The organism is Sphingomonas sp. UYEF23, from assembly GCF_040546165.1.
Lineage (GTDB): Bacteria > Pseudomonadota > Alphaproteobacteria > Sphingomonadales > Sphingomonadaceae > Sphingomonas > Sphingomonas glacialis.
This window is the reverse complement of the sequence record NZ_JBEPNG010000010.1, coordinates 105,934-130,025: the sequence shown is the minus strand read 5'-3', so window position 1 is coordinate 130,025 and position 24,092 is coordinate 105,934. Positions and strand designations below refer to the sequence as shown.

Genomic DNA, 24,092 nt, shown 5'->3' with positions numbered 1-24,092 from the left:
TGAGCGGCCGAGTAATATATCCGACGACGCTGCTTCATCGCACCACTCCTTCTCATCATGAGAATGATGCGTTGCGACCACCCGTTGAACCCACCGGCGAGAGCGGACATTGCGCTGTCCTACACGCCGCGTTCATGATATGTACTACGCTGCTCTTTGAAATCGTCTGACCTGCTTAACTGCATTCGTGCAAGAAACGAAACGATCGCCACAGTAAAGATCAGGTCTTGGGGTCAATCGAGTCAAGCACCGCCGGCATCTGGATCGGTGCTACGGTTCCGCCGTCCGGTGAATGGACCGAGTCAGGACTGGATCTTGCGGGTGAGCGGTCGCCGCCCCAGAACCTAGACTTGGCTCGCCCGCGCCGGCCCGAGCAAAACGCTTGCCATGTTACCGCGTGTCGTGATTGTCAGCACCGCCAGATAGGGCAGCAAAAATCCAGCGCCCCCGACAAACGCGATGATCGCGAGTACCATCCCGACGCCCGAAAAGCTGTTCCGCCACGCCGTCCACAGCGCCGCGAGCAAGAGCAAGCACGAAAAGTCGAGGTTAAACTGCCCCGGCCAATGGCCTGAGGCGATGTCATCGAAAAAAACCGGCAGGAAACCGAGACCGTGCCTCGCGACAACGACCCCCGTGTAGGTAATTAGCACGATCCAAGCCGCAACCAGAAATACCCTTAATGCGATCATGCCGCCCTCCCGATGCTGTCCAGCACGGCGAGAATGCGGCTTTTGCCGAGGGGCTGCAACCAACGTCCGCAGCAATCGCGTCCGCTGCGACGCCGCGCCTCACCCCCGCGCCCGCGCGCGCCGATACGTCCCCAGCACGCGCACCCATTTCGAATGGAACCCCAGTTCCTCAAGCGCCCGATCGAGCCCAGGCTCGCCCGGCCGCCCCTCGACATCGGCGTAGAATTCGGTCGCGGCAAAGCTCCCGCCGCGCTGATAGCTTTCGAGCTTGGTCATGTTGACGCCGTTGGTCGCAAAGCCGCCCATCGCCTTGTAGAGCGCAGCGGGAACGTTCTTCACCTCGAAGATCAGCGTCGTCATCCACGCGCCCTCGCCGATCGGCGGATGCCCAGCGCGCGCCAGCACGACGAAGCGCGTCGTGTTGTGATCGGCGTCGGCAATGTCGCTGGCGAGCGTCTCGAGCCCGTACAGCGCCGCCGCACCCGGCGGGGCGAGCGCCGCGAGCGCCGGGTCGCCACGCTCGGCCACCACCGCCGCAGCACCCGCGGTGTCGGGATAGGCGACCGGCGCGATGCCGCGCTCGCGCAGCCAGTGGCGGCATTGGCCGAGCGCTTGCGGATGGCTCATCGCCTCGCGCACACCCGAGAGCGGCCCCTGCCCCATCAGCGCATAGCGAATGCCGAGGAAATGCTCGCCGGTGATCACCAGCCCCGATTCGGGGAGCAGGAAATGGATGTCGGCGACGCGCCCGTGGAGCGAATTCTCGATCGGGATGATCGCACAATCCGCCCGCCCGTCACGCACCGCGTCGATCGCGTCGGCGAAGTCGAAGCACGGCAGGGGCAGCCCGTCGGGGAACGCCTCCAATGCGGCGATGTGCGAATTGGCGCCGGGCGCGCCCTGAAAGGCGACCGCGCGGTCGGGCGCGGCGGCGGCGGCCTGGGTCATCTGGGCGACGAGCGCGCGGGCGGGTTCGGCGAAATTTTCCATGGGAGCCGGGCGGTAACCGCCTTGCATCCGTGCGGCAAGCTTGGCTTGCGGTGCGCCCCGCGCGAATCTATGGGTCAAACCAACTACGTGGTCCTTCAGGGGGACCCTCCTGCGGCAGAGGCGGAAAAACGAGCATGGATAACCGGACCAACACGATTGCGGGCTGGATTTTGGGCAGCATGGCGGCTGCGCTCGCGCTCGGTATTGCCGGCCACATGATTGTCGCGCCGATCACGTCTGAGAAAGAAGGCTATCCGATCGAGGCACCGGCCGACGACGCTGGTGGCGGCGGCCCCGCCGCGCCCGACAAGCCGATCGCCGATCTGCTCGCCACCGCCGACGCGACGCACGGCGCCGACGTGTTCAAGAAGTGCGGCGCCTGCCACACCGTCGCGCAGGGCGGCGCCAACGGCATCGGCCCGAACCTGTGGGGCACCGTCGGCGAGGCGATCGCGCAAGGCAAGGCGGGCTACGCCTTCTCCGACGCGCTCAAGACCGCGGGCGCCGGCAAGAAGTGGGATTTCGATCAGCTCAACAAGTGGCTGACCAGCCCGCGCGCCTATGCCGCGGGCACCAAGATGACCTTTGCCGGTCTGACCGACGCCAAGGATCGCGCCGACGTGATCCTCTATCTCAACACGCAGGGGTCGAACCTGCCGCTGCCAGCACCCGCGGCCGGTGCGCCGACCGCAACCGACGCCAAGGCGCCGCCAGCGGCTGGCGCGGCCGATCCGGGCGGCAAGGCCTCGCCGAGCGCGACCGGCCTCGGCAACGAGACCGCGCCCGCCGCGGCCGGGAAGGTCTCCTCCTCGCCGCTCGGCCGCGAGACCGCGGCGCCGGTCGCCAAGTAACCTGATAAGAAAAGCCCCTCCCCTTCAGGGGAGGGGTGAAGAAGGGCTCAGTCCTTGTCGCGGTAGAAGTCCTTCACCACCGCCCAGCCTTCCTCGGCGGTTTCGACGAAGGTGAAGATGCTCAGATCCTTCGCCGAGACGACGCCTTCCTCGACCAGCGCCTCGAAATTGACGACGCGCTCCCAGAATTTGCGACCGTAGAGCAGCACCGGGATCGGCGCGATCTTGCCCGTCTGGATCAGCGTCAGCAGCTCGAACAGCTCGTCGAATGTCCCGAACCCGCCCGGGAACGCCGCCAGCGCGCGCGCGTGGAGCAGGAAGTGCATCTTGCGCAGCGCGAAATAGTGGAACTGCATCGACAGCGCGGGCGTCACATAGGGGTTCGGCGCTTGCTCGTGCGGCAGCACGATGTTGAGCCCGACCGATTCGTACCCCGCCTCGGCCGCACCGCGGTTAGCCGCTTCCATGATCGACGGCCCGCCGCCCGAGCAGACGACGAACTGGCGCTTGCCTTCCTCGTCGACCGGGAAGGCGCTGACGAGCTGCGCGAGTTCATAGGCGACATCATAATATTTCGACTTCTCGACCAAGCTCTCGGCAATGCGGATCGACGCTTCGTTGCGATCGACCGCACTGCGCGCGAGATCGAGCAGCGCCTGCGCCTTGGACGGTTCGGGGATCCGCGCCGATCCGTACATCACGAAGGTCGAGCCGATCTTGGCCTCGTCGAGGATCAGCTGCGGCTTTAGCAACTCGAGCTGGAAGCGGACCGGGCGCAGATCCTCGCGCAGCAGGAAGTCCATGTCCTGGAAGGCGAGGCGATAGGCCGGGTTCTCGGTCTGCGGGGTGCTGACGGCGGCCTTGGCATTCTCGGCGTCCTGGCGTGCACGCGCAAAGACGCGGGCTGGGACATGCGTATGCGTGTCGGGGCTGTGGCTGTCAGGGTGCGTGGCGTCGGGCGTTCCCGATTTCGGTGTCTCTGTCATCCACCGCATCTAAGCGCCGCGCGCGCGAATTTGAAGCCTAGCGGCAGAACGCCTTGTGATCGTCCTCGAAATGGAAGTGGTTGGCGTGCGCCGCATTGTAGTCCGGGCTGAGCACCGTGCCGAAGCGGCGGCACGCCGAATCGTGGATCGCGCGCAGGAACGCCCGCGCATTGGGATCGCCGCCGTTCCAGTCCTGCTGGACCGTGATTCGCCGCCCGTTCCTCAGCACGACCGCGGACACATCGACCGCATTGGCAAGCGCGTGGCCCGACAACCGCCCCGCCCCCGCCGCCGATCCGATCACCGCGCGACACGCATATGTCCCCATGCTTTCGACGCGGACCACGTCGCTGCCGAGCATCTGCCGCGCGGCGGGCGCGACGGCATGTTCGATCCAGCCGGTAAAACTGCGCGCGAGGCCGCAGCGCATCGCCTTGAGATTGGTGACGGGTACGCCGATGTCGATCAATTGCACCGCCCCGACGATCTGGCACCCACCGCCATAATCGCGATCGGGCAAGGGCGAATAGCGCACATCCTCGCGCGACAGATCGGCGAAGCACGCTTGCGTCTCGCGACTCGTCGGCAGGCTGAGCGTGATCGGCCGGCTCCCGCGCGGGCGAGTCGGCGGGCGCTGGTCGTGTCCGCTCGAACAGGCGGCGAGCAGCAGCGACACGAGGACGGTGAGAAAGCGGCGCGACATGGCGACTCGATACCAACGTGGTGGTTAACGCCGCCACAACCTTGCGACGAACGACTCATCGCTTGACGCGCGCTGCGCGGGCTCTAGGACCGGCGACGGGCCACGCGGTCCCAACGCCGCGCGTGCTCTCTGTAAGGAGAGACTACATGACTGACTTACCTGCCGTCCCGGCGATCAAACCGGCGCGTCCCTACTTCTCATCCGGCCCGTGTGCGAAACCGCCCGGCTGGTCCCCCGAAAACCTAGCGACAGAATCGCTCGGCCGCTCGCACCGTTCGAAGATCGGCAAGACGCGCCTCCAGCTCTGCATCGATTTGATGCGCGAACTGCTCAAGCTCCCCGACACGCACCGCATCGGGATTGTCCCCGGCTCCGACACGGGTGCCTATGAAATGGCGATGTGGACGATGCTGGGTGCCAAGCCCGTCACCGCACTTGCCTGGGAAAGCTTCGGCGAAGGCTGGGTCACCGACGCGGTCAAGCAGCTGAAGATCGATCCCACCGTCGTGCGCGCCGATTATGGCCAGCTGCCCGATCTGGACGCGGTCGATTGGTCGAACGACGTTTTGTTCACTTGGAACGGCACCACTTCGGGCGTGCGCGTACCCAACGCCGACTGGATCCCCGAGACCCGCGAGGGCCTGTCCTTCGCCGACGCGACCAGCGCGGTGTTCGCTTACGACATCGACTGGGCGAAGATCGATGTCGCGACCTTCTCGTGGCAGAAGGTGCTCGGCGGCGAAGGCGCGCACGGCGTGCTGATCCTCGGCCCGCGCGCAGTCGAGCGGCTCGAGAGCTACACCCCCGCCTGGCCACTGCCGAAGGTGTTCCGCCTCGTCTCGAAGGGCAAGCTCACCGAAGGCGTGTTCAAGGGCGAGACGATCAATACGCCATCGATGCTCGCGGTCGAGGATTGCATCGCAGCACTCGAATGGGCGAAGTCGATCGGCGGCGCGGACGGGCTGATCGCCCGCTCGGACGCCAATGCCGCAGCACTCGACCAGATCGTGGCGGAGCGCGCGTGGCTCGGTCATTTGGCGGCCGACGAAGCGACGCGCTCGAAGACCAGCGTGTGCCTGACGGTCGAGGGCGCAGACGAGGCGTTCATCAAGACCTTCGCCGGCCTGCTCGAGAAGCAGGGCGCCGCCTATGACGTCGCCGGCTATCGCGACGCGCCGCCGGGCCTGCGCATCTGGTGCGGCGCGACGGTCGACACCGCCGATGTGGTCGCGCTCGGCCCGTGGCTCGATTGGGCCTACGCGACTGCCAAGGCCGCCTGATTGACGTCGCCCCGGCGGAGGGCTCCCATCAAAGTGATACTTTGATGGGGCCCGGAGGCCGGGGCCGCTGCGCAACTGACCGCAGCACATCCCCTATAGCGGCCCCGGCCTACGCCGGGGCGACGGAGTATATTCCATGCCAAAAGTCCTCATTTCCGACAAAATGGACCCCAAAGCCGCCCAGATCTTCCGCGAACGCGGCGTCGAGGTCGACGAGATCACTGGCAAGACCCCCGAGGAAGTCATCGCGATCATCGGCCAATATGACGGCCTCGCCATCCGCAGCTCGACCAAGGTGACCAAGGCGATCCTCGCCGCGGCGACCAATTTGAAGGTCATCGGCCGCGCCGGCATCGGCGTCGACAATGTCGACATCCCCGCCGCATCGGCGCAGGGCGTCGTCGTGATGAACACCCCGTTCGGCAATTCGATCACCACCGCCGAGCACGCCATCGCGCTGATGTTCGCGCTCGCGCGTCAGCTGCCCGAGGCCGACGCGTCGACCCAGGCCGGCAAGTGGGAGAAGAACCGCTTCATGGGTGTCGAGCTCACCGCCAAGACGCTCGGCTTGATCGGCGCGGGCAACATCGGCGGCATCGTCGCCGATCGCGCGCTCGGCCTGCGGATGAAGGTCCTCGCCTACGATCCGTTCCTCTCGCCCGAGCGCGCCGTCGAACTCGGCGTCGAGAAGGTCGAGCTCGACGAGCTGCTCGCGCGCGCCGACTTCATCACGCTCCACACGCCGCTCACCGACCAGACGCGCAACATCCTGTCGGCCGAGAATCTCGCCAAGACGAAGCAGGGCGTTCGTATCATCAACTGCGCGCGCGGCGGTCTGATCGACGAGGCGGCGCTCAAGGCCGGGCTCGATTCAGGGCACATCGGCGGCGCGGCGCTCGATGTGTTCGTCGAGGAGCCGGCCAAGAGCAACCCGCTGTTCGGCACGCCCAACTTCGTCTCGACGCCGCATCTCGGTGCCTCGACCGACGAAGCGCAGGTCAACGTTGCGATCCAGGTCGCCGAGCAGATGTCGGATTATCTGATGTCGGGCGGCATCACCAACGCGCTCAACGTGCCGTCGCTGTCCGCCGAGGAAGCACCGCGCCTGAAGCCGTACATGGCGCTCGCCGAGAAGCTCGGCTCGCTCGTCGGCCAGCTCACGACCGGCTCGATCGGTCGCATCTCGATCCACAGCGAGGGTGCGGCAGCCGAGCTCAACCAGAAGCCGATGGTGTCGGCGGTGCTCGCCGGGTTCCTGCGCACCCAGACCGACACCGTCAACATGGTCAACGCACCGCTCCTCGCCAAGGAGCGCGGCATGGAAGTGCGCGAAGTCCGCACCGAGCGCGAAGGCGATTACCACACGCTGCTGCGCGTCTCGGTCAAGACCGATGCGGGCGAGCGGTCGGTCGCGGGCACGCTGTTCGGGGACGCCGCGCCGCGCCTGGTCGAACTGTTCGGCATCAAGGTCGAAGCCGATCTCGCCGGGCACATGCTCTACGTCGTCAACGAGGATGCGCCCGGCTTTATCGGGCGCCTGGGCACCTTGCTCGGCACGGGCGGGGTCAACATCGGCACCTTCCACTTGGGTCGCCGTTCGGCCGGTGGCGAGGCGGTGTTGCTCCTGTCGATCGACGAAGCGCTGACGCCCGATCTGCTCGCGCAGGTCCGCGCGCTGGCGGGCGTGAAGACCGCGATGGGCTTGGCGTTCTGATCCTCTCCGAAGCGCGATTGCGGCTTTCGCTGCAATCGCGCTTCGGGCAAGGCGCGCGCATGACATCTTCCCTCCTCCCGACCGGCTTCCACGACCGGCTCCCGCCCTTCGCCGACGCCGCCGCGCGGCTCGAGCAAGCGCTGCTCGGCGCAGCACATGCTTACGGCTACGAACGCGCCGACCCCGCGCTCGCCGAGTTCGAGGCCGGGCTCGCCGGTCGCCTCAAGGCCGCACGCGCGCAGGATGCGGTGCGCTTCGTCGACCCCGTTTCGCAGGCGACGCTCGCGATCCGTCCCGACATGACCGCGCAGATCGGCCGCATCGCCGCGACGCGGATGGGCCACCATCCCCGTCCCGTCCGCCTGTCCTATGCCGGCCCGGTGCTCAAGCTGCGCGCCTCGCAACTCTCACCCGAGCGCGAAATGCGCCAGATCGGCTGCGAGTTGATTGGCCTCGACACGATCGTTGCCGCGCGCGAGATCGTCGAGGTCGCGGTTGCCGCGCTCGCCGCGGCGGGCGTATCCAACGTCTCGATCGACTTCACGCTGCCCGACCTGATCGACGTGCTGGCGCGCGGCCCCTTCCCGGTCGAACCCGGCCAGATCGATACCCTGCGCGATCGGCTCGACGCCAAGGACGCTGGTGCTGTGGCCGCGCTGGCGCCCGCCTATCTCCCGCTGATCGAGGCCGCTGGCCCGTTCGAATCGGCGCACGACCGGCTGTGCGCGTTCGATGCGGGCGGCGCGCTGACCTCGCGACTCGACGGGCTGTGGCAGATCGCCGAGGGGCTCAAGGGCCGCGTCGCGCTCACGCTCGACCCGACCGAGCGCCACGGCTTCGAATATCAGAGCTGGCTCGGATTCTCGATCTTCGCTGGTGGCGTGCTCGGCGAGATCGGCCGCGGCGGCACGTATACGATCGTCCACGAGAATGGCGCGGAAGAGACGGCGGTCGGCTTCTCGCTCTATGCCGACGCGATCGTCGCGGCGGGGCTCGCCGAGGTCGACCGGCGCCGGCTGTTCGTGCCGCTGGGGACCGACCCGGCAGTGGCGGCAGCGATGCGCGCGGCAGGCTGGGTCACCGTCGCCGCGCTCGAGGCCGGTGACACACCCGAGGCGCAGCTGTGCACGCATGTGCTGGCCGAGGACGAGCCGCGCGCGCTTTAGGACACGCGCGCAAGCTGCGTTATGCCGCCTGCTCGTCCAGTCGTGCGCCCACTGGTGACGCGAGCATCGAACGCTGTGCTACAGGTTGGCGTCTCGCCTGACGGCTTGATACCCCAGGACGACGTCGACAAATTTCAAGTGCCGCGCATCGAGACGCTTGCCGGCGGAAAAACCCACATTCCGCCTCGCCAAGCTCGGCAAACTGCGCACGCGCGGCGTCGAACTCGAGGGAGGCGCGCGTTTCAACCGTGCGTTCAACCTCAGCGGCGGCGAGATCACCGCCGCATCGTTCGCCAGCACGAGATGCCGCAGCGCCTCTCCTGCCCCATGTGATGGAACATGCGGTCGTCGGGGCCGAGATCGGCCTGCAGCAACGGCGTGGGCACGCTGATCATCTGGCGGTCGACAGAGTTGATCGCGGTGGCGGCAAACAGTAGCCCGCAGAGCATTCAGCGATACGATCCGGCGTGGCGCGGCGCGGCGCGCGGCATCGGTAATCGTGGCTGCGGTGGCGGTCAAAGCTGGAGGCGTTTCGCGGCACGGGATGGTCGAAGGCCCGATCGGCATCACCTAGGCATTCCGGCCGTTCACCGACCCGGCTGCTCCGGAGTTTGACGTCGGGATCGCGCTATTTGTAGGACAACCTAAATGCGCTCGTCAATCGCTCGCGCGGCTTCCCTCCCCTTTTGGGCGCAGGCTGGTCGTCTCGCTCAGCTGCGAGTGGCGGCTGAGGCTTTCCTGCATGTGATGCCGCGCCGCCTCGCGCGCGCGCGTCGAGTCCATCCGTACGATCGCGGCGAGGATCGCCTCATGCTCGCCCTAGACCTTGGCGGCGTGAGCACGGTCGCGCGTCACTTGGAACGCGCGGTATTGCGCGGTTGCGGCGACGAACACGCCCGATCCCTGGCGCGACGTCGTCAGCCCCTGCGCCGACAGCCGCGCGACCGCCTCGCGTACCACCGTCCGGCTGACATTCTCCGCCGCTGAGATTTCAAGCTGTGTCGGGAAACGCGAGCCCGGCGGCAGTGCGCCCGTACGGATCCGTTCTTAAAGCTTGGCGAACAGCCCATTGGTCAACGATGCGGAATTTCGGGCCATCGCCATTTCCCTCCCACCGCCCCCAATACACCGGAGCGTTGGCTTCTTGTCAGACTAATTTTGCAGTTGTAGCATTACTGCTAACATCGAAGAGCGCTGAGCGCTACGTCAACGGAGAGGCGCATCGTGCGGTCGGCATTCCCCCTATTCCTCAGCGGTGTCGCGTGTCTCACGCCCATGGTGGCGGCAGCGCAAGGCGCGCCGGTCGCGCCGATCCAGCCGCAAGTTTCGCCCGATCGCCCGGATTGGGAAAATCCTGCCGTCTTCGCCATCGGGAAGGAACCGCCGCGTGCGACGGGCTTCCCGTTCGAGAGCCGCGCCAAGGCGATCGCCGGGCACCGCACCAAGTCCGATCGCTTCCTGCTGCTGAGCGGACAATGGGCGTTCGCGCTGTCGCCCAATGCCGACCAGCTGCCGGCGGGGTTCGAGAAGCCCGACTACGACGTCTCGCAGTGGAAGACGATCAAGGTCCCCGCCGACTGGCAGGCCGAAGGCTTCGACCAGGCGCGCTACAACAACATCACCTACCCCTTCCCCGCCAACCGCCCGCTGATCCCGCACGCGACCAACCCGGTCGGATCATACCGTCGCGATGTCGAGATCCCGGCGGGCTGGTCGGGCAGCGACGTGATCCTGCATATCGGTGCGGCGGGCTCGGCCTATTACGTCTGGGTCAACGGCGCCAAGGTCGGCTATTCCGAGGACAGCAAGTTGCCGTCCGAATTCGATGTCAGCCGCTACCTGAAACCCGGCCACAACACGATCGCGATCCAGGTCTATCGCTGGTCAGACGGCAGCTATCTCGAGGATCAGGATTTCTGGCGCGTTTCGGGCATCGAGCGCGAAGTGTTTCTGATGGCGGCGCCCAAGACCCGGATCCGCGATTTCTTCGTCCATGCCGGGCTCGACGAGCGCTACCGCGACGGCAAGCTCGCGGTCGATCTCGCGGTCACGCCCGCCAAGGCAGCGATCAGCGCGCGGATCGTGCTGCTCGATGGCGAGCGTGTGGTCACGGAAAAGTCGACCGCGATCGCCGCAGGTCAGGCCGAACGCTCCGTCTCGATCGCGACGACGATCCCAGACGTCAAACCCTGGACCGCCGAGACGCCCAATCTCTACATGCTGCTGGTCGAGCTCTACGACGCGAAAGGCGCGATCGTGCAGTCGACCTATAGCCGGATCGGCTTTCGCAGCGTAGCGATCCAGAACGGGCTCGTCACCGTCAACGGCCAGCCGATCACGATCCGCGGCGTCAACCGCCACGAGCATGATCCCGAGACCTTCCACGTCATCTCGCTCGAATCGATGGAGCGCGACATCCAGCTGATGAAGCGCGCCAACATCAACGCGATCCGCACTTCGCATTACCCCAACGACCCGCGGCTCTACGAGATCGCCGACCGCTATGGCCTCTATGTCATGGACGAGGCCGATATCGAGAGCCACGCCTATATGGACTTCGCCAACAAGCATCCCGAGCAGCGCGGAGCGTATCAGCTCGGTTTCGACCCCGCGTGGAAGGCCGCGCACGTCGCGCGCGTCACCAACATGATCGAGCGCGACAAGAACCACCCCTCGATCATCTTCTGGTCGCTCGGCAACGAGGCCGGGATCGGCCCGAACTTCGCTGCCGCCGCGGCCGCCGCGAAGCAGCGCGATCCGTCGCGCCTCGTCAGCTATCTCGGCTGGGGCACGTGGGACGGGCGCCTCGAGCACCACCCCAACGACTTCGCCGACATCTATGCGCCGATGTACGACACCGCCGCCAAGCTCGTCGATTACGCGACCAACTGGTCTTTCCGCCAGCCGCTGATCCTGTGCGAATATGCGCATATGATGGGCAATTCGGGCGGCGACCTGAAGGAATATTGGGACGCGATCTATGCGCATCCCGACAAGCTCCAAGGCGGCTTCATCTGGGATTGGGTTGACCAGTCGATGTATCGCAAGACCAAGGACGGGAAGCGCTATTGGGGGATGGGCGGCGAATATGGCCCCAACCCCGGCGGCGAATTGGAATTCGGCGACGGTTTGATCCAGTCCGACCGCACGCCCAACCCGCAGCTGTTCGAGCTGACCAAGGTCTATGCGCCGATCCAGTTTGAAGGCTTCGACCCCGCCAGCGGCGCACTGCACGTCGCCAACCATTATGATTTCGAGAGCCTCGCCGGGCTCGATCTCGGCTGGCAAATGCTCGAGGACGGCGTCGTCGTCGCGCGCGGGACGATACCCGCGCTCGCGACTGCGGCGCACGGCCACGAGACGACGACGCTCGCGCTGCCCGCGATCGCGCGAAAGCCTGGCGCCGAATATCTGCTGAATGTCGTCGCCCGCAGCAAAGATGCCGGCACCCCGGGGATCGCCGCGGGCCAGGTGATCGGCTGGGAACAGTTCCCCCTCGGCAACGCAGTGGAGGACGCCAAGCCCGCCCCCACGGGCAAGGTCGACGTCTCGCAGGCGGGCACCACGATCACGCTGCGCGCCGCCGGGGCCGAACTCGTGCTCGATCGCAAGACCGGGCTGCTCGTCCGCTATGCCGCCAACGGACGCACGCTGCTGCGCGGCGGCACGCCCGATTTCTACCGCGCCTTGACCGACAATGACGTCGGCGTCGGCGTCGAGCGCACCCATGCCGTCTGGAAGGCAGCCTCGAGCGATCGCACCGTCGAGGCAGTCGAGCAGCATGCGACGCGGGGCAGCGCCGACGTCACGATCCGCTACCGCATCGGCCAGGACGTCGCGCGTTTCGTCACGCGTTACGCGATGGCGGGCGACGGCAGCGTGGCGGTCGAGGGCAGCTTCACCCCGCTGCGCACCGATTTGCCCGATCCGCTGCGGATCGGCCTGGCCTATGCCATGCCCGCCAGCTTCGACACGCTCGAATGGTATGGCCGCGGCCCGCATGAAAGCTATGCGGACCGCAAGACCAGCGCGCCGATCGGCCTGTGGCGCGGAGCAATCGTCGAGCAGAACCACGATTACATGCGGCCGCAGGAAACCGGCAACAAGGTCGATGTGCGCTGGATGGAGCTGTCGGATCACGCCGCCGGCGGCCTGCGCGTCCAGGGCGACGTGCCGCTGTCGATGAACGCGCTCGCCTTCCCGTACGACGATCTGTCGCACCGCGCGCCGGGCACGCGCCGCAGCTCGGACATCGTTCCGCATGACGCGGTTTCGTTGATGATCGATGCAGTCCAGTCCGGGATCGGCGGCGATACGCAATGGGACCAGACCGGGCGAGCGCTCCCGCGCTACCGGATCGCGCTCGCGCCGCGCAGCTTCGGCTTCCGGCTGACCCCGTTCAACGGCGCGGGCACCACCCCGACGCTCGCCCGGCCCGCGTCGGCGACGGGCGTGTCGGAGGTGATCCAGTGACCGCGCGCGCGCCCTCGCGCCCGCTCGCCGGCACGCTGCTCCTCTTGGCCGGTGCCGCCGTCGCGTAGCAGGCCGCCACTCCGAGGCGGCCGAGCCACCCTCGGGCTCGGCATCTGGCACGACAACAAGCTGTGGACCTCGCGCAATTACACCCGCTACCGCATCCTCGCGAACGGCCCCGATGCTGCTGACTTCGAGGTCGATCACGCGCCCTGGCCAGTCGAGGTCGATCGCCGTGTATGGGAGACGCGCCGCTTCACCCTGCCGCTCGGCACGCAGTTCATGCGGATGGTCTCGACGCTGTCGTCGGACAAGCCCGGTCCGCTGATCGTCGGCACCGGCATCGGCCGCCGTCCGATCGGCGCGAGCGAAGGCGCGCTGACGGTCGACCGCGCGCACGGCATCCGCTCTTTCTGGAGCGCCCAGGATGGCGCGCATGGCGATCGCGCTCAAGGTCGAGCCAGGCAAGCCGTTCGTCTATTATTCCGGCTCGGCGTTGGACAAGGACGTCGGCGACCCTCGCACGCGCGGCGAGTGGGACCGCTACACCCTTAGCGCCCCCGTCGATTTTCGCGTGCCGACCGACCGCCGATAGGGGGAGACTCGATGTAGCGCCGCGATCCTGCGGCGACCGCAGCGCACCGGCAATCGACCCATTCGCGGGCGCTCAAGCCAACTTCCGATGTCTGGTCGTCGAAGGACCGGTGATCGATCAGGACCTCGAATTGCTATTTGATCGAGGCTGCGAACGACAAGGTGAAATTGGAATTCGCGGCCATATTGCCCGAGGGCGTGATGCGAATGGCGTTCACCAATGGGTCGTAGCCATTCGACGGGGCATAGGACCAAGTCACCCCTTTGTCGTTCGAATAGCTGATATTGGCAGCGGCGAGTGTAACCCCGCTCGTCCCGGAAACGAGCTTGACCGGCAACGCGGTGGTGCCATCGAAATTTGTGTTGAGGTAGGTTATCCCGGCGGGAAATATGTCGGTAAGGATGATCGTACCCGGATCGACCGGACTGTTTCCAGTATTCGACACCGAAAACACGTAAACCACGTCGGTGCCGGGCAAGTTGTACGCCCCGAGATTCCCGGAGCGTGGCGCCGATGCTTTGGTCACCGACAGCGACGGCATCGGACATGCACTGATCGACGCAATGCCAGCGCCTTGTTGACCCGTCGTGGTTTCGCCCGATTGCAACGGATAGTTTCCGTACCGCAGCACGACCGTCGTGACGGGTTGCGCAAACGTCGCAGTGATTGTGCCGTCATCGGAGTTGTTGTTCGAAGCGCCGGTGCCGGCCGCCTGCGTCGCAGCGAGCGTTACCGGCGCAGTCGTGGCGCCTGACGTGAGCGCGGATCCGGTTGCCGTCCGTGGCGCCGTTGCGCCGTTCCCGTTCCCCCACGGGGTGGTGAGCACAGGCGTATAGGTGGCCGCACCGCTCGCCCCCGTTATCATGATCCAATCCCGATACTGGTTGAGCGTGAAATCGATATCGTGCGTGACGACGGAGAAGTCGCGAATTGGCGTGGAGAATGTGAAGGTCACCGTGATGACCCGCGTTCCGCTGGTCAGGTCGGTGGTCCGGCCCGCAAAAATTCCGCCGAAGACGAGGTCGCGTTTGGTCGCATCGGGGCCTGTAATCAATGTCCCGATCGCCGGCATCTGCGTGTTCGCAATGGCCGTCGAGCTCAGTCCGTTCTGCGCAATCGCCACGGAAAAGGGCAGCGAAGCGCCAGCGCTGCTGACGGCGGTGTAGGCATAGGTGGAACCGTAATTGAGTGTCGCCGCCGGCTGGTTGGCGAAGGCGAAAGTGTACTGACTCGCGGCGTCGCACGAGGCGTGCGCCACAGCGGGCGCCACAAGCGCCATGAGCGCGGCAAAAACCCTTTTCATCGACCCGATAGTCCCAGGAAAGCGAAGCGCGTCTGATCGAACTTCAGACGTGCGGTGAGGAATGCGCCATGATGCGTCGACCGCTCTGCCGCAAAGTCGCGGTCGGCAAAGCCTGCAAAATTCCAGCCCGCGGTGACCAGCATATTGGCGGCCGGGCGAAGTCCGATCACCGGGCCGACGGCATAGGCCAGGGTGCGCCCGTCGAGATCGCCGCGCGCGGTTGCGTGCACCCCGACTTCGAGCCAGTCCGTCAGGCCGAGATGTCCGTCGAGCCCCGCCACGGCGGTCACGCCGCGAAGGTCATAGCTCGCGATCCGGTCGCTGGTATAGCGCGCGGCGAGGAAGATGCCGATCTCGCTGCGCTGATACAGGCCGGTTTCGTCGCGGCCATACGGTGCCCAATCGAACGACAGGCTGCCGAGCAACCGGCCGGAACGCGCATCGCCGGTGACCAGCAACACGCCGCCGCCGGGCGCCGTCGCACCCCTGACCGCGCCGCTCACACTGTCGGCGCGGTATTCGAGCTTGGCCAAGAACGCGACCTGACGGGAGGCGGGTCGCGATGCCGCCGACACCGCGACGTTGGCGACGCTGGTGGTGGTGCCCCCGACCTGGACACGCGACCAGGTCGCAAGGCCGCCGAGTGCCTGCCCCTCGCCGAGTTGACGCAGCAAGCCGAGCGTCAGCGCGGCCCGGTCACCGAGCGAGCCGAGACGATATTCGGCACGCGCCGTGCTGCTCCACCGGCCGCCGCGATAGCCCAGCCCCAACGTCAGCGCGGTAAAATCCTCGGTCAGAGTCGCACCGTTGCCGACAAAACCACCGCTGGCGACGGGCTGTGCGACGGTGACGACCGTCGCCGGATCGATCCCGCCGAGCGTACGGTTGCCATCGATCGTCGCATCGATCGTCCAATGCTTGCCGAGCTCGAACGATTGCGCAAGACCATAGGCTGCGTAGCTGCGCCGGCCATATTCGCTCAGCATCTGATCCGACACGCTGCTCGTGATGCGGCCGCCGGCCCAGGGCTTGAGGTCGAACCCGAGCCGCGCGGTCCGTGCATCGATCTTGTCGCCATGCGCCAGCTCGTACGTGCCAACCAGCGTGACGGAATCGCTCAGCGCGAAGCGCACCCCGGCGCGGTGGCGTTGCGGGAAGTCGATGCTGCCGGCATTGCCCAAGGCAAGACTGCTGCTAGCATCGAGCTCCAGTCGATTGTCGAACAGCCGCTGCGTCGCGCCACCCTCGATCAGCGTCGAAACCGCCGCGCCGCCATTGGCGAGGCGATCCTCCGCATGCGCCAGCGCGATGCGAAAATCGGTCCGCGCGCCGCGATAGTCGAGCCGCAGCTGCGCCGCGCGGCGGGTGGTCGCATCGACCAGGCTAGCGTCATTCCACACGCTCGCCGTTGCAGAGAGCTGTTCCGTGACTTTGGCGCGAAGATCGGCGCCGATCTTGCGGCGGCCACGTTCGGCGCCGTTTTGCTGGCCAAGCCCGAAGCCAAGATCCTGTTGCCGCGCGTAGCCAAGCAGATCGAAGCGTCGATCATGATGCTCGACCTCGACCTGCCAGGCCATTCCGCTGCTCTGGCCGGGCTGGCTGTTCGCTGCGCCCGACAGCGACCGATTGCCCCGGCTGGCGGCGAGTTCGGCGCGGATCTCGGTGTCGCGCGCAAACCGCAGGCGGAGATCGGTCGCGATCAGATCGGTCCGCCCCTGATCGCCATCGTCGTGCAGCACGGTGGCCCCGACGCGCAGCGCGCCACCCCTGGCGTCATACCGCACGCGCGCGCCGCCATTGAGCGCGCCGGAATCGTCCCGATCGACCTCGTAATCGGCGACGATGAACTGCGGGTTCAGGTCACTCGACCGGCTCAGGACGGGCGCCGAGAAGCGGATCGTTCCGGCAGCATAATCGATATCGTAATCGACGAAACGAGTTAGCGCGCGGCGGTCCGTGATCCGCTCGGAGCGCAGCCGGTCGCGGACTTCGATGACGATCTGCTCGCTATTGGCGAGCACGTCGCGCGATGCCAGCGCATAGGGGCCCGACAGGCCATTGCCCTGGATCTCGTCGCGACGATGCCGAGTCGCGATGCGGGCGGCAAAACCGCTGGCGGCAAGGCGACGGCCCCGCGCTTCCGCCTTGAAGCCGGTCGCCGTCCGAGTGTAGCGGCCGAGATCGGTTTCGCCGAAGCCCGTCTCGAAATCACCGAACAGCGCATAGAACTGGCGCCGCTCGAGCTTGACGTAGAGCTTGCGCGTCGATGCCGCGTCGAACCTTCGCTCGGAGCGATCGGCATAGATCGTGTAATAAGTGTTGGGGTCGATCGCGCCCGAAAGGCGCTGGTCCTCGCGCCGCTTTGCGCTGTCATAGGCGAGCGTCAGCAACCATTTTCCCAGAATTCGCCCCTTTGCGTAGAAGGCGATCCGGCCGTCGGCGCGGATCTTGTCCGCACGCTCGATCGCTTCGATATGGCCTGCCAGCCCCGCGCGGTCGACACCGGCCTCGGCCAAGCCAACGATGGTCCAGGCGCGGGCGCCTGGTTCGAGCCATGTCTCGACTTGCTGCGAGCGGACGGTATCGCGATCGCGGAAGCTGAACGTGATCGTGACGGCGCCGCTCACCGTGGTCGGGGCGAGCGCGATATAGGCGATGCCGTCGTCGCCCGTCACGTGCCACACGGGTTTGGCCCGGCCGAGCCCGGTCAGCGCCCGTGCCTGTTCGGCGTCGATCTCCATCGCCGTCGCATAGGGCGCAGACACGGCGATATCGCCGACGGTCCCGGCGTGAACCGGGCGGCCGTCGCGATCGATGAGGCGGACCGCGAGGACCGGGCGGCGGACGCCGTCGGCGACGAGCACGGATTTTTCGGGCAGATACTGCGCGCGCGCCGCCGTTCGCACGAAATGGACATCGCGCGACAGCGTCGTGACCAGCGCGCCGTCGCTGCCACGGACTTCGGCGGTCAGATGCGTCGTACCGTCGCCGAGCGGCACCCCGCGCCAGATGCTGACGGCGAAGCGTTGCGCCGCTTCGGTGCGGCTCCCGTCGAATGCGACGGGATCGACCGGCGTGCCGTTCGCGAACAAGGTGAGTTTCTGGCCTGGCAGATGGCGGATTGCGACGCGCACCGCTGGCGCCCGCGGGTTGTGGTCGGGTTCCGGGAAGAGCCAGGAGATATCGGCTTTGCCATCGGCGAACCAGTCGCGCTCGCCAGCGGCGGCGACGCGGTCCGAGACGGGTTCTGGTACATCGGTGCGCGCCACCCCGGACTGTGCCGAAATCACGGCGTGGAAATCGGCCGTGACGAGCGCCCCGCCCTGCCCTTCGACAAAGCGCGAAATGGCGCTGCCCGCCGACCGCGTGCTGCGCACGCAGTCGACGAAGCTGCTCGCTGGGGAAAGGCTGGTCGGATCGACCTGCACCACATGCCGCCCCGGCAAAACGCCCTCGAAATGATAGCGGCCATCGCGGTCGGTGATCGCGTAGCTGCCATCCTCCAGAAAGACGCGCACGTCTGCGATGCCTGCCGCAACCCGCGGGATCGCGGCGCACCCGCCCGCCATGATCCGGCCGACGATCGTCATGCGTGCCGCGATCGTGTCGCGATCGATCCTGACGGCGACGCTGGCATTGCTCTCTGCGCCACGCACGTCGATCGTCCGTGCGCGGTTGAGCGCTTGCCCTGCCGGGGCATCCGGCCGAACCTGCAGGACATAGGTAAGCGTGCGCTGTGCGCCCGCCGCGATCGTCCCGAGATCGACGGTGATCGTGCGTCCGTCCGCGGCAATCGTCACCGCGGCGGGATCGCTCGCTCCATCGACGCGGATCGTGTCGGGTCGCAAACGCATGACCGTCGGCAGGATGTCGGTCAGGATGACGCCGCGCTTGGCATGCGTCGTGTCCGGATTGCGCGCCGTGATCGGTTAGACGACCCGATCGCCCGGCGATGCCACGCCGCGCGACGCCGTCTTGGTGAGGTTGATAGCCACAGGCGGCCGGTCGAGCGGAATGTCGATCCGAACTTCCGCCGGTCCGCTCAGCGTAAACACCTCGCCATAAGACGCGCCGTTGACGACAAAGGGCTGACCACCGGGTCGGAGCAAGGTGGCGAACTGGATCGGCGTCAAACTCGATGGTGCCACATAGGGCGCCGGGGCCTCGACCTTGAGGCGATAGCGTCCGGCGTTGGCCTGTGGGAAGCGATACTCGCCCGGCGGCAGCGCGTACGTCTGTCCGGCGCCATCGGTCACGGTTTGCCCGGTGACGATGCTCGACGGATATCGCGTCTTTCCGTCGGCGGCGTACACCACCGCGGGCAGGCCCGTCACGGCATCAAGCATCGTGACGCGCGCGCCGGAGACCGGAGTGCCGTCTTCGCTGTCGAACGCCACTCCGGCGGGATCCACCAGAGTGTCGATGATGGCCGTTGCGATCGGCTTCTGCGTGTCGTCGCGACGGCATTCGATCGAAATCTTGTCGTCCGCGCTCAGGCTCAGCGCGCAATCGCCGGTGGCGAGCGCGGGCGGCGCGGCACGCGTGGCGATGATTCCGACGAATTCGCCACTGTTCACGGCGTTTTCGGACACGACGAGCGTTTCGCGATCGCCACTCGTCGTCACCAGGGTGACCGTGACGGTATCGATCGCTTGGGGATCGCGGTTCGCACTCGGCGCCGCCAGCTTGAAGATCAACGGTTCGCCGGCCCGAACCTCCGTCGAGGGCGTAACGCCGCCGATCCCGGCTGCGCTTGCCGGACCGATCGGCGCGGCCGCTTGCGGGGCGACGGCCTGACACAGCGGCGTCCGCACCGAAAAGACGAGCGGCGAACCGACGTCTGGACGGTAGGTGGTCAGCGTGACCGCTATAGCCTCGACAGTAACGGTGACCGGGTTGGAGGCGATGCTGCCGTTGGACCAGTCAGCCCGCGCGACATTCTCGATCCGCGTCTGCGCCTGGCATGCGCTTGCCAGCGCGGCGCAGCACGCCACGATCGCCACCATCCATGCACAGAGGATCAGAAAGAGTTTGCGCATCTCGATTTCAAGACAGGAGCGGGTCCGCCGGTGGCTCCGGGTCGAAGCAAGGATTTGAACCACCGGCGAATTTCGTCAGTTTATGGTCGCGCGGAACAGCAGGGTGCGGGCGTCGCCCGCAGCGACGCTCGACAGCGTTCCCGTGATGGTGCCGGAGGCAAAGCTCCCGCCGCTCGCGCCATCCGCATTGCAGGTCGATCCCGTCACGGTTCCGTTGAGAAAGATGCCGAACGACGAGAGGTAGGTGATCGTGGTCGGCAAGACGTCCGCCAGCGCCACGTTGGTGGCATTTGCACCGCCGGCCGCATTGGCGACCGAAATGCAATATTCGATCGTCGCGCCCGGGATCATCTTGGGGTTGGTCGTGCCGTTGAACGGATCGCTGACGATCCGGCTGACTTTGGTCACGCTCAACGCGGCGGCAAAGACGGTGTAATCGTTCTTTGCCGAATACGCTGCGTCTCGCGCGGCGTCTGTCGCGCCGGCACCGTCGGCGAACACGGTATCCATGCCAGCGGTATTGCTGCCGGTGGTCTGCACCAGGGCGTTACCCTGGGTCCCTGCCGTACCGCCTTCGCGCCCGGTCGCGGTCAACGTCACTGCAGCGACATCATTGGTGGCGCGGCCGAGCGGGATGTCGGCAACGACGAACACCGTCTTGGACGTGTCGGCTGCCAGCTCGTCGAGATAGGTGACCTGGCTGTCGCCGGCATCGTAGACGCCGTTGGCGTTTGTATCGACGTAGATGCGCAAATTGGTCGCGTCGAACGTGTCGGTGTTCGAATGCGCTCCGGCGCCCCCCGTCTGCTGCGAAACGGCGAGTGCGAAGTCGAGCGTGGCGTTGGATGTATTGGTGACCGAGAACGCCGTGACTGCGGCGAGTTGTCCCGGTGAAACCTGGGTGGTCGACGTTCCGACCGCCGCAACCACGAGATTGACCTTGCGGTCGACGGTGAAGCTGTCCGACGCGGCAATCTGGTTCTGGGCCACGCCGCCCACTTGGTAGTTGACCTGAACCGTGTTGGTGATGGTCGATCCGGCCTGAGTCCCGGCCGCGAATGCGGGAGTAGAGCCAAGTACGGCGAGCGCGACAAGGCTCCCCGCGCCCAGCAGGGTGCTGGCACGTGTCATGATAGTCTCCGATTAGGGTGTGCGCGCCTTGCCCCGCCGGCGCGCGCAGCGGTTGGTTAGCGGACGATGCCGCGGTACTTCAGAGACCCACTCGCGCCCGGCGCGATGCTGGGCAGCGTCCAGCGCAAATGGGTAACGTCGGTTGCTTGAGCCTGTCGTGGTGCGACACCCGCAACCGCGATCCGGAGCGCGGCAAGCGCCCCGAAGGTGCGCCCCCCGTCGACCGACACCTGTGCTCCAGGCGTACTGTCGCCGGTGAAGATGACGCCGTTCGGCACAGGGTTGGTCACGACGAAGTGCACGACCGGCTGCGTGGTCACGTTGCGATAATTCGTCGCCAGGATCAGCCGGTCACCGGGGACCACGTGTTTCGCGTCCGAAACCACGGTTTCCGGATGCCCGTTGGTCAGGACCGTTTTCTCGGTCGTCACGGTGCTGCTGAGCGACACCGCGTTGGTCGCCGCAATGGCGACCACGGGCAGAGCGACAGCAGCGAGAAAAGCAAAGAGTTTCATAGCGATCATCCTCAATTGATGCGGGTTTTGAATTCGACGGTGTGGGTCGTTCCGGCGGTCTGCGCGCCCAGCGCGACATCGATACCGGCGCTCGACGCAGTCCCGACGTCGGCGTCGGCGGCATCCGACAGATTGGCGCCGTCGAGCGTGAGCGAGCTCGCCTGGTAGCCGGTGCCCGCGGGTATCGCGTCGATCACATGCAGGCCCGCAACGCTGCCCGAGCCCGTCACGGTCGAAACCAGACGCCAGGTGATGATCGATCCCGGCACGGCGCGTGTGCCCCCGAACGGATCGGTCACTGTTGCCGACTTCACCAGGTTGACGGTCCCGCGGCTGACGACAAATCCGCTCGTACCGTCACGCATCGCGTGGGTCGCGCCTACGACGGCGTCGCCGCCGCCCGTGCCTTGCGCGGCAAACAGCGTTCCCGGCGCCCCGCTGCCGATCGTTGCCGTAGCGCTCAACCGGACGAGGCCATGCTTTGCATCAAGAGCGTCGGCCGGGATCGAGGAGACGACGAAGACGGTGACGCCGCTTTCCGGCGCCAGCACCGGCGTTGCGCCACCCGCTGCGACCACCGCATCGACCCCCGGCTCGTACTGGCCATTGCCGTTCGTATCGATCGCGAGCTGGGTGATGGTTGGATCGAACGCGTTGCCGGTGACGGTCCCGACAGCCGCCAGCGCGAAGCTTTCCTCACCGTTGCCCTTGTTGGTGACCGTGAAGGCCAAGACCTGCGCCGCGCTCCCCGCCGTCGTCGCCACGTCGGCCGTTTCCCGCGCCGCCACCGCCACGTCGAGCATCTCATCGACGCGGATCGAAACCGTGTTGGACGTGATCGTCGCTTGCGTCCCGCCCTCGGGATAGGTCGCGGTCGCGCTGTTGTTGATGATTGTTCCGGCCTTGACGCCTTCGGCGTGGACGGGGGACGCGAAGACCAGCGTCAGCGCGGTCATCGCGACCGCGGGAATGCCAGCGCAGCGGGGCGTCGAAGCGAGCAAAAAGGAGGTGTTTTTTGTCATAGCCAGGCCATTCACGGCCGAACCCGTTAAGCCTATCTTGCCATCCGGCGGCTTCATCCGAAAAGACGAGATCGCCAAACCGATGACTAATCCTTTCAGATCAGCGATAGACACATTAGCGGTACGGCTGCGGATTCTTGCCGGAACCGCCGCAGTTGGATCGATAAACGAATCGTTACCCCGGGGCCCAGAGACCTATGACAACGCCACCCTCGATCCTTGTCGTCGACGACCATCCGATCTGCGCAGCGGCGCCATCCATGGCTTCACGCGCGGTCGATGGCGAGGCGGTCGTGACGACGGTAAGCACCATGACGGAAGTCGAGACCGCGCTCCGGGAAAGGCGTTTCGACCTCGTCTTGCTCGATCTGATGCTGCCGGACGTGAATGGACTTTCCGGGCTCGCCATGGTGCGCTCGCTTTCGTCGGCAACGCCTGTCGCCATCGTTTCCGGTCGCGACGACATGACGACGATCCGGCAAGGCCGCGGCCTGGGCGCGAAGGGCTTCATTTCGAAATCTGCCGAAATCGACGAGATGATTGCGGCGATCAGGGTGATTCTGGCGGGTGGCCAGTGGTTCCCCGATGCCGCAATGGCCGACGGGGCGGGAACCGAGCACGAAGATCTGGCGCGACGCCTCGGGGAGCTGTCGACCGCGCAACTCCGCGTGCTGCGGGCGATTGCGGGCGGGCAGCAGAACAAGCAGATCGCCTACGAGCTCGGGCTCGCCGAGCCGACGATCAAATCGCACCTCGCGGCGATCTTCCGCAAGCTTGCCGTCGGCAACCGGACGCAAGCCGTTCTTGCCTTCCAGGCGCTCGAAGCGCGCGGCGACGAAACGCCCTAGGAGAGAGGATCCGAGAGCGACACTGCGGCATCTTCGGACAGGGCGCTTTCGATCGCTTCGCGCGTCGCTCTGCCCGTCGCCGCCAGCTGGTTGCTCCTATCGCTACGATCGTCGGGAGCGCGTTCGATCGTGCGGCACATTTCGGCCAATCGCGCCGCACCAACGGTCGTTGCCGCGCCTGCCAGCGCATGGGCTTCTTGCGCGACTCGCGTGCGATCGCCCGCTTCAAGCGCTTGGACGAGGGTTTGGATCGACTGGTCCAAGGTGTCAGCCATCATGCCAAGCAAGACGTGCGTATCGTGCAGCCCCAGCGACGATCGCAGTGTGCTCAGATAATCGATATCGATCAGCGGTTCGGCCTCGGCGCCGCTCCGATCGACGATGGGCTGCACCGCATCCGCTTTCTGGAGAAGCTCGCCGACGATGCGCAGCAAATCTTCCACTTTGAAGGGTTTGCGAAGATACGCGCTCGCGCCTGCATCCATCGCGAGCCGGGCGTGCCAATCGCTCCGGCGCGCGGTGAGCATGAGCACCGGGATCGCCTGAAACCGCGGCGAAGCGCGCAATTCCTGCAAGATCGGCAGCCCACCTTTTCCGGGTAGCGCGCAATCGAGAATGATGAGATCCGGATCGCTTTCCCAGAGACAATCGATCGCGTCCAAACCATCCGCGACGGGAATGACGGTGTGCGCCGCGCTTTCCAGCGCCCGCGCAACGATTTCTTGTACCAGTTCGTCATCCTCGACAATTACGATCGTCGCCATCCATCTTCCTTGAAATGTGG

At 66.3% G+C, this 24,092-nt stretch carries 20 protein-coding genes and 1 pseudogene; 8 read left to right on the top strand and 13 right to left on the bottom strand.

Annotated elements, in window-relative coordinates; genetic code table 11:
- Nucleotides 1-344: 344 nt before the first annotated feature.
- Entirely contained in the window at nucleotides 345-653 is a 309-nt protein-coding gene (locus tag ABIB28_RS16415; protein ID WP_354289160.1) for a hypothetical protein, read from the bottom strand.
- Nucleotides 654-791: 138 nt separating this feature from the next.
- The gene (locus ABIB28_RS16410) at nucleotides 792-1,682 is read right to left on the bottom strand and encodes a prephenate dehydratase (protein WP_354289159.1); all 891 of its coding nucleotides are present in this window, start codon (nucleotides 1,680-1,682) and stop codon (nucleotides 792-794) included.
- Nucleotides 1,683-1,816: 134 nt separating this feature from the next.
- On the opposite strand from ABIB28_RS16410, the gene ABIB28_RS16405 reads away from it, so the two are divergent.
- Nucleotides 1,817-2,533: a c-type cytochrome gene (locus ABIB28_RS16405; RefSeq protein ID WP_354289157.1), complete on the top strand. Its 717-nt coding sequence runs from the start codon at nucleotides 1,817-1,819 to the stop codon at nucleotides 2,531-2,533.
- Nucleotides 2,534-2,580: 47 nt separating this feature from the next.
- Here the strand turns inward: ABIB28_RS16405 and ABIB28_RS16400 are convergent, their stop codons facing one another.
- Together ABIB28_RS16400 and ABIB28_RS16395 are read right to left on the bottom strand one after the other, a co-directional pair.
- On the bottom strand, nucleotides 2,581-3,519 hold the full coding sequence (locus ABIB28_RS16400) for an LOG family protein (RefSeq protein WP_133186285.1): 939 nt from the start codon (nucleotides 3,517-3,519) through the stop codon (nucleotides 2,581-2,583).
- Nucleotides 3,520-3,556: 37 nt separating this feature from the next.
- Nucleotides 3,557-4,222 (bottom strand): extensin family protein, encoded by a 666-nt coding sequence (locus tag ABIB28_RS16395; protein WP_354289156.1) that lies wholly within the window; start codon nucleotides 4,220-4,222, stop codon nucleotides 3,557-3,559.
- 146 nt (nucleotides 4,223-4,368) lie between these two features.
- Here ABIB28_RS16395 and ABIB28_RS16390 point away from each other — a divergent pair, with 146 nt between their 5' ends.
- The 3 genes from ABIB28_RS16390 to ABIB28_RS16380 all read left to right on the top strand — a co-directional run bounded on the left by ABIB28_RS16390 (nucleotide 4,369) and on the right by ABIB28_RS16380 (nucleotide 8,382).
- A complete protein-coding gene (locus ABIB28_RS16390; protein ID WP_354289155.1) occupies nucleotides 4,369-5,502 on the top strand; it encodes a phosphoserine transaminase in 1,134 nt (377 codons plus the stop codon).
- Nucleotides 5,503-5,638: 136 nt separating this feature from the next.
- On the top strand, nucleotides 5,639-7,216 hold the full coding sequence (serA, locus tag ABIB28_RS16385) for a phosphoglycerate dehydrogenase (RefSeq protein ID WP_354289154.1): 1,578 nt from the start codon (nucleotides 5,639-5,641) through the stop codon (nucleotides 7,214-7,216).
- A gap of 59 nt (nucleotides 7,217-7,275) precedes the next feature.
- On the top strand, nucleotides 7,276-8,382 hold the full coding sequence (locus ABIB28_RS16380) for an ATP phosphoribosyltransferase regulatory subunit (protein WP_354289152.1): 1,107 nt from the start codon (nucleotides 7,276-7,278) through the stop codon (nucleotides 8,380-8,382).
- Between the two features lie 657 nt (nucleotides 8,383-9,039).
- Here the strand turns inward: ABIB28_RS16380 and ABIB28_RS16375 are convergent.
- Nucleotides 9,040-9,165 carry a hypothetical protein gene (locus ABIB28_RS16375; RefSeq protein ID WP_354289150.1) on the bottom strand — a complete coding sequence of 42 codons (126 nt, stop codon included), beginning with the start codon at nucleotides 9,163-9,165 and terminating at the stop codon, nucleotides 9,040-9,042.
- 36 nt (nucleotides 9,166-9,201) lie between these two features.
- The gene (locus ABIB28_RS16370) at nucleotides 9,202-9,423 is read right to left on the bottom strand and encodes a winged helix-turn-helix domain-containing protein (RefSeq protein WP_354289161.1); all 222 of its coding nucleotides are present in this window, start codon (nucleotides 9,421-9,423) and stop codon (nucleotides 9,202-9,204) included.
- A 234-nt stretch (nucleotides 9,424-9,657) separates the two neighbouring features.
- Between ABIB28_RS16370 and ABIB28_RS16365 the strand changes: the two genes are divergently transcribed.
- The 3 genes and pseudogenes from ABIB28_RS16365 to ABIB28_RS16355 all read left to right on the top strand — a co-directional run bounded on the left by ABIB28_RS16365 (nucleotide 9,658) and on the right by ABIB28_RS16355 (nucleotide 13,450).
- On the top strand, nucleotides 9,658-12,855 hold the full coding sequence (locus ABIB28_RS16365; RefSeq protein WP_354289149.1) for a glycoside hydrolase family 2 TIM barrel-domain containing protein: 3,198 nt from the start codon (nucleotides 9,658-9,660) through the stop codon (nucleotides 12,853-12,855).
- A 51-nt stretch (nucleotides 12,856-12,906) separates the two neighbouring features.
- Nucleotides 12,907-13,224 (top strand): annotated as a pseudogene (locus ABIB28_RS16360) (DUF4861 family protein); the annotation flags it as partial.
- 67 nt (nucleotides 13,225-13,291) lie between these two features.
- Complete coding sequence (locus ABIB28_RS16355) at nucleotides 13,292-13,450, top strand: hypothetical protein (protein ID WP_354289162.1); 159 nt, start codon at nucleotides 13,292-13,294, stop codon at nucleotides 13,448-13,450.
- A gap of 133 nt (nucleotides 13,451-13,583) precedes the next feature.
- Here the strand turns inward: ABIB28_RS16355 and ABIB28_RS16350 are convergent, their stop codons facing one another.
- From ABIB28_RS16350 to ABIB28_RS16325, 6 genes are all read right to left on the bottom strand, one after another.
- Nucleotides 13,584-14,753 (bottom strand): hypothetical protein, encoded by a 1,170-nt coding sequence (locus ABIB28_RS16350; RefSeq protein ID WP_354289148.1) that lies wholly within the window; start codon nucleotides 14,751-14,753, stop codon nucleotides 13,584-13,586.
- The gene (locus ABIB28_RS16345) at nucleotides 14,750-18,607 is read right to left on the bottom strand and encodes a hypothetical protein (protein WP_354289147.1); all 3,858 of its coding nucleotides are present in this window, start codon (nucleotides 18,605-18,607) and stop codon (nucleotides 14,750-14,752) included. The genes ABIB28_RS16350 and ABIB28_RS16345 overlap by 4 nt, the downstream gene beginning before the upstream one ends.
- A 75-nt stretch (nucleotides 18,608-18,682) precedes the next feature.
- Nucleotides 18,683-19,792 carry a hypothetical protein gene (locus ABIB28_RS16340; protein WP_354289146.1) on the bottom strand — a complete coding sequence of 370 codons (1,110 nt, stop codon included), beginning with the start codon at nucleotides 19,790-19,792 and terminating at the stop codon, nucleotides 18,683-18,685.
- A gap of 75 nt (nucleotides 19,793-19,867) precedes the next feature.
- Nucleotides 19,868-20,923: a DUF11 domain-containing protein gene (locus tag ABIB28_RS16335; protein ID WP_133186273.1), complete on the bottom strand. Its 1,056-nt coding sequence runs from the start codon at nucleotides 20,921-20,923 to the stop codon at nucleotides 19,868-19,870.
- 56 nt (nucleotides 20,924-20,979) lie between these two features.
- Nucleotides 20,980-21,438: a hypothetical protein gene (locus ABIB28_RS16330; protein ID WP_354289145.1), complete on the bottom strand. Its 459-nt coding sequence runs from the start codon at nucleotides 21,436-21,438 to the stop codon at nucleotides 20,980-20,982.
- Nucleotides 21,439-21,449: 11 nt separating this feature from the next.
- Nucleotides 21,450-22,394 (bottom strand): hypothetical protein, encoded by a 945-nt coding sequence (locus ABIB28_RS16325; protein ID WP_354289143.1) that lies wholly within the window; start codon nucleotides 22,392-22,394, stop codon nucleotides 21,450-21,452.
- A gap of 263 nt (nucleotides 22,395-22,657) precedes the next feature.
- Between ABIB28_RS16325 and ABIB28_RS16320 the strand changes: the two genes are divergently transcribed.
- Nucleotides 22,658-23,308, top strand: coding sequence for a response regulator (locus ABIB28_RS16320; protein ID WP_354289141.1), 651 nt, complete (start codon nucleotides 22,658-22,660; stop codon nucleotides 23,306-23,308).
- Here ABIB28_RS16320 and ABIB28_RS16315 read toward each other — a convergent pair.
- Complete coding sequence (locus tag ABIB28_RS16315) at nucleotides 23,305-24,072, bottom strand: response regulator (RefSeq protein ID WP_354289140.1); 768 nt, start codon at nucleotides 24,070-24,072, stop codon at nucleotides 23,305-23,307. The genes ABIB28_RS16320 and ABIB28_RS16315 overlap by 4 nt on opposite strands.
- Nucleotides 24,073-24,092 lie beyond the last annotated feature (20 nt).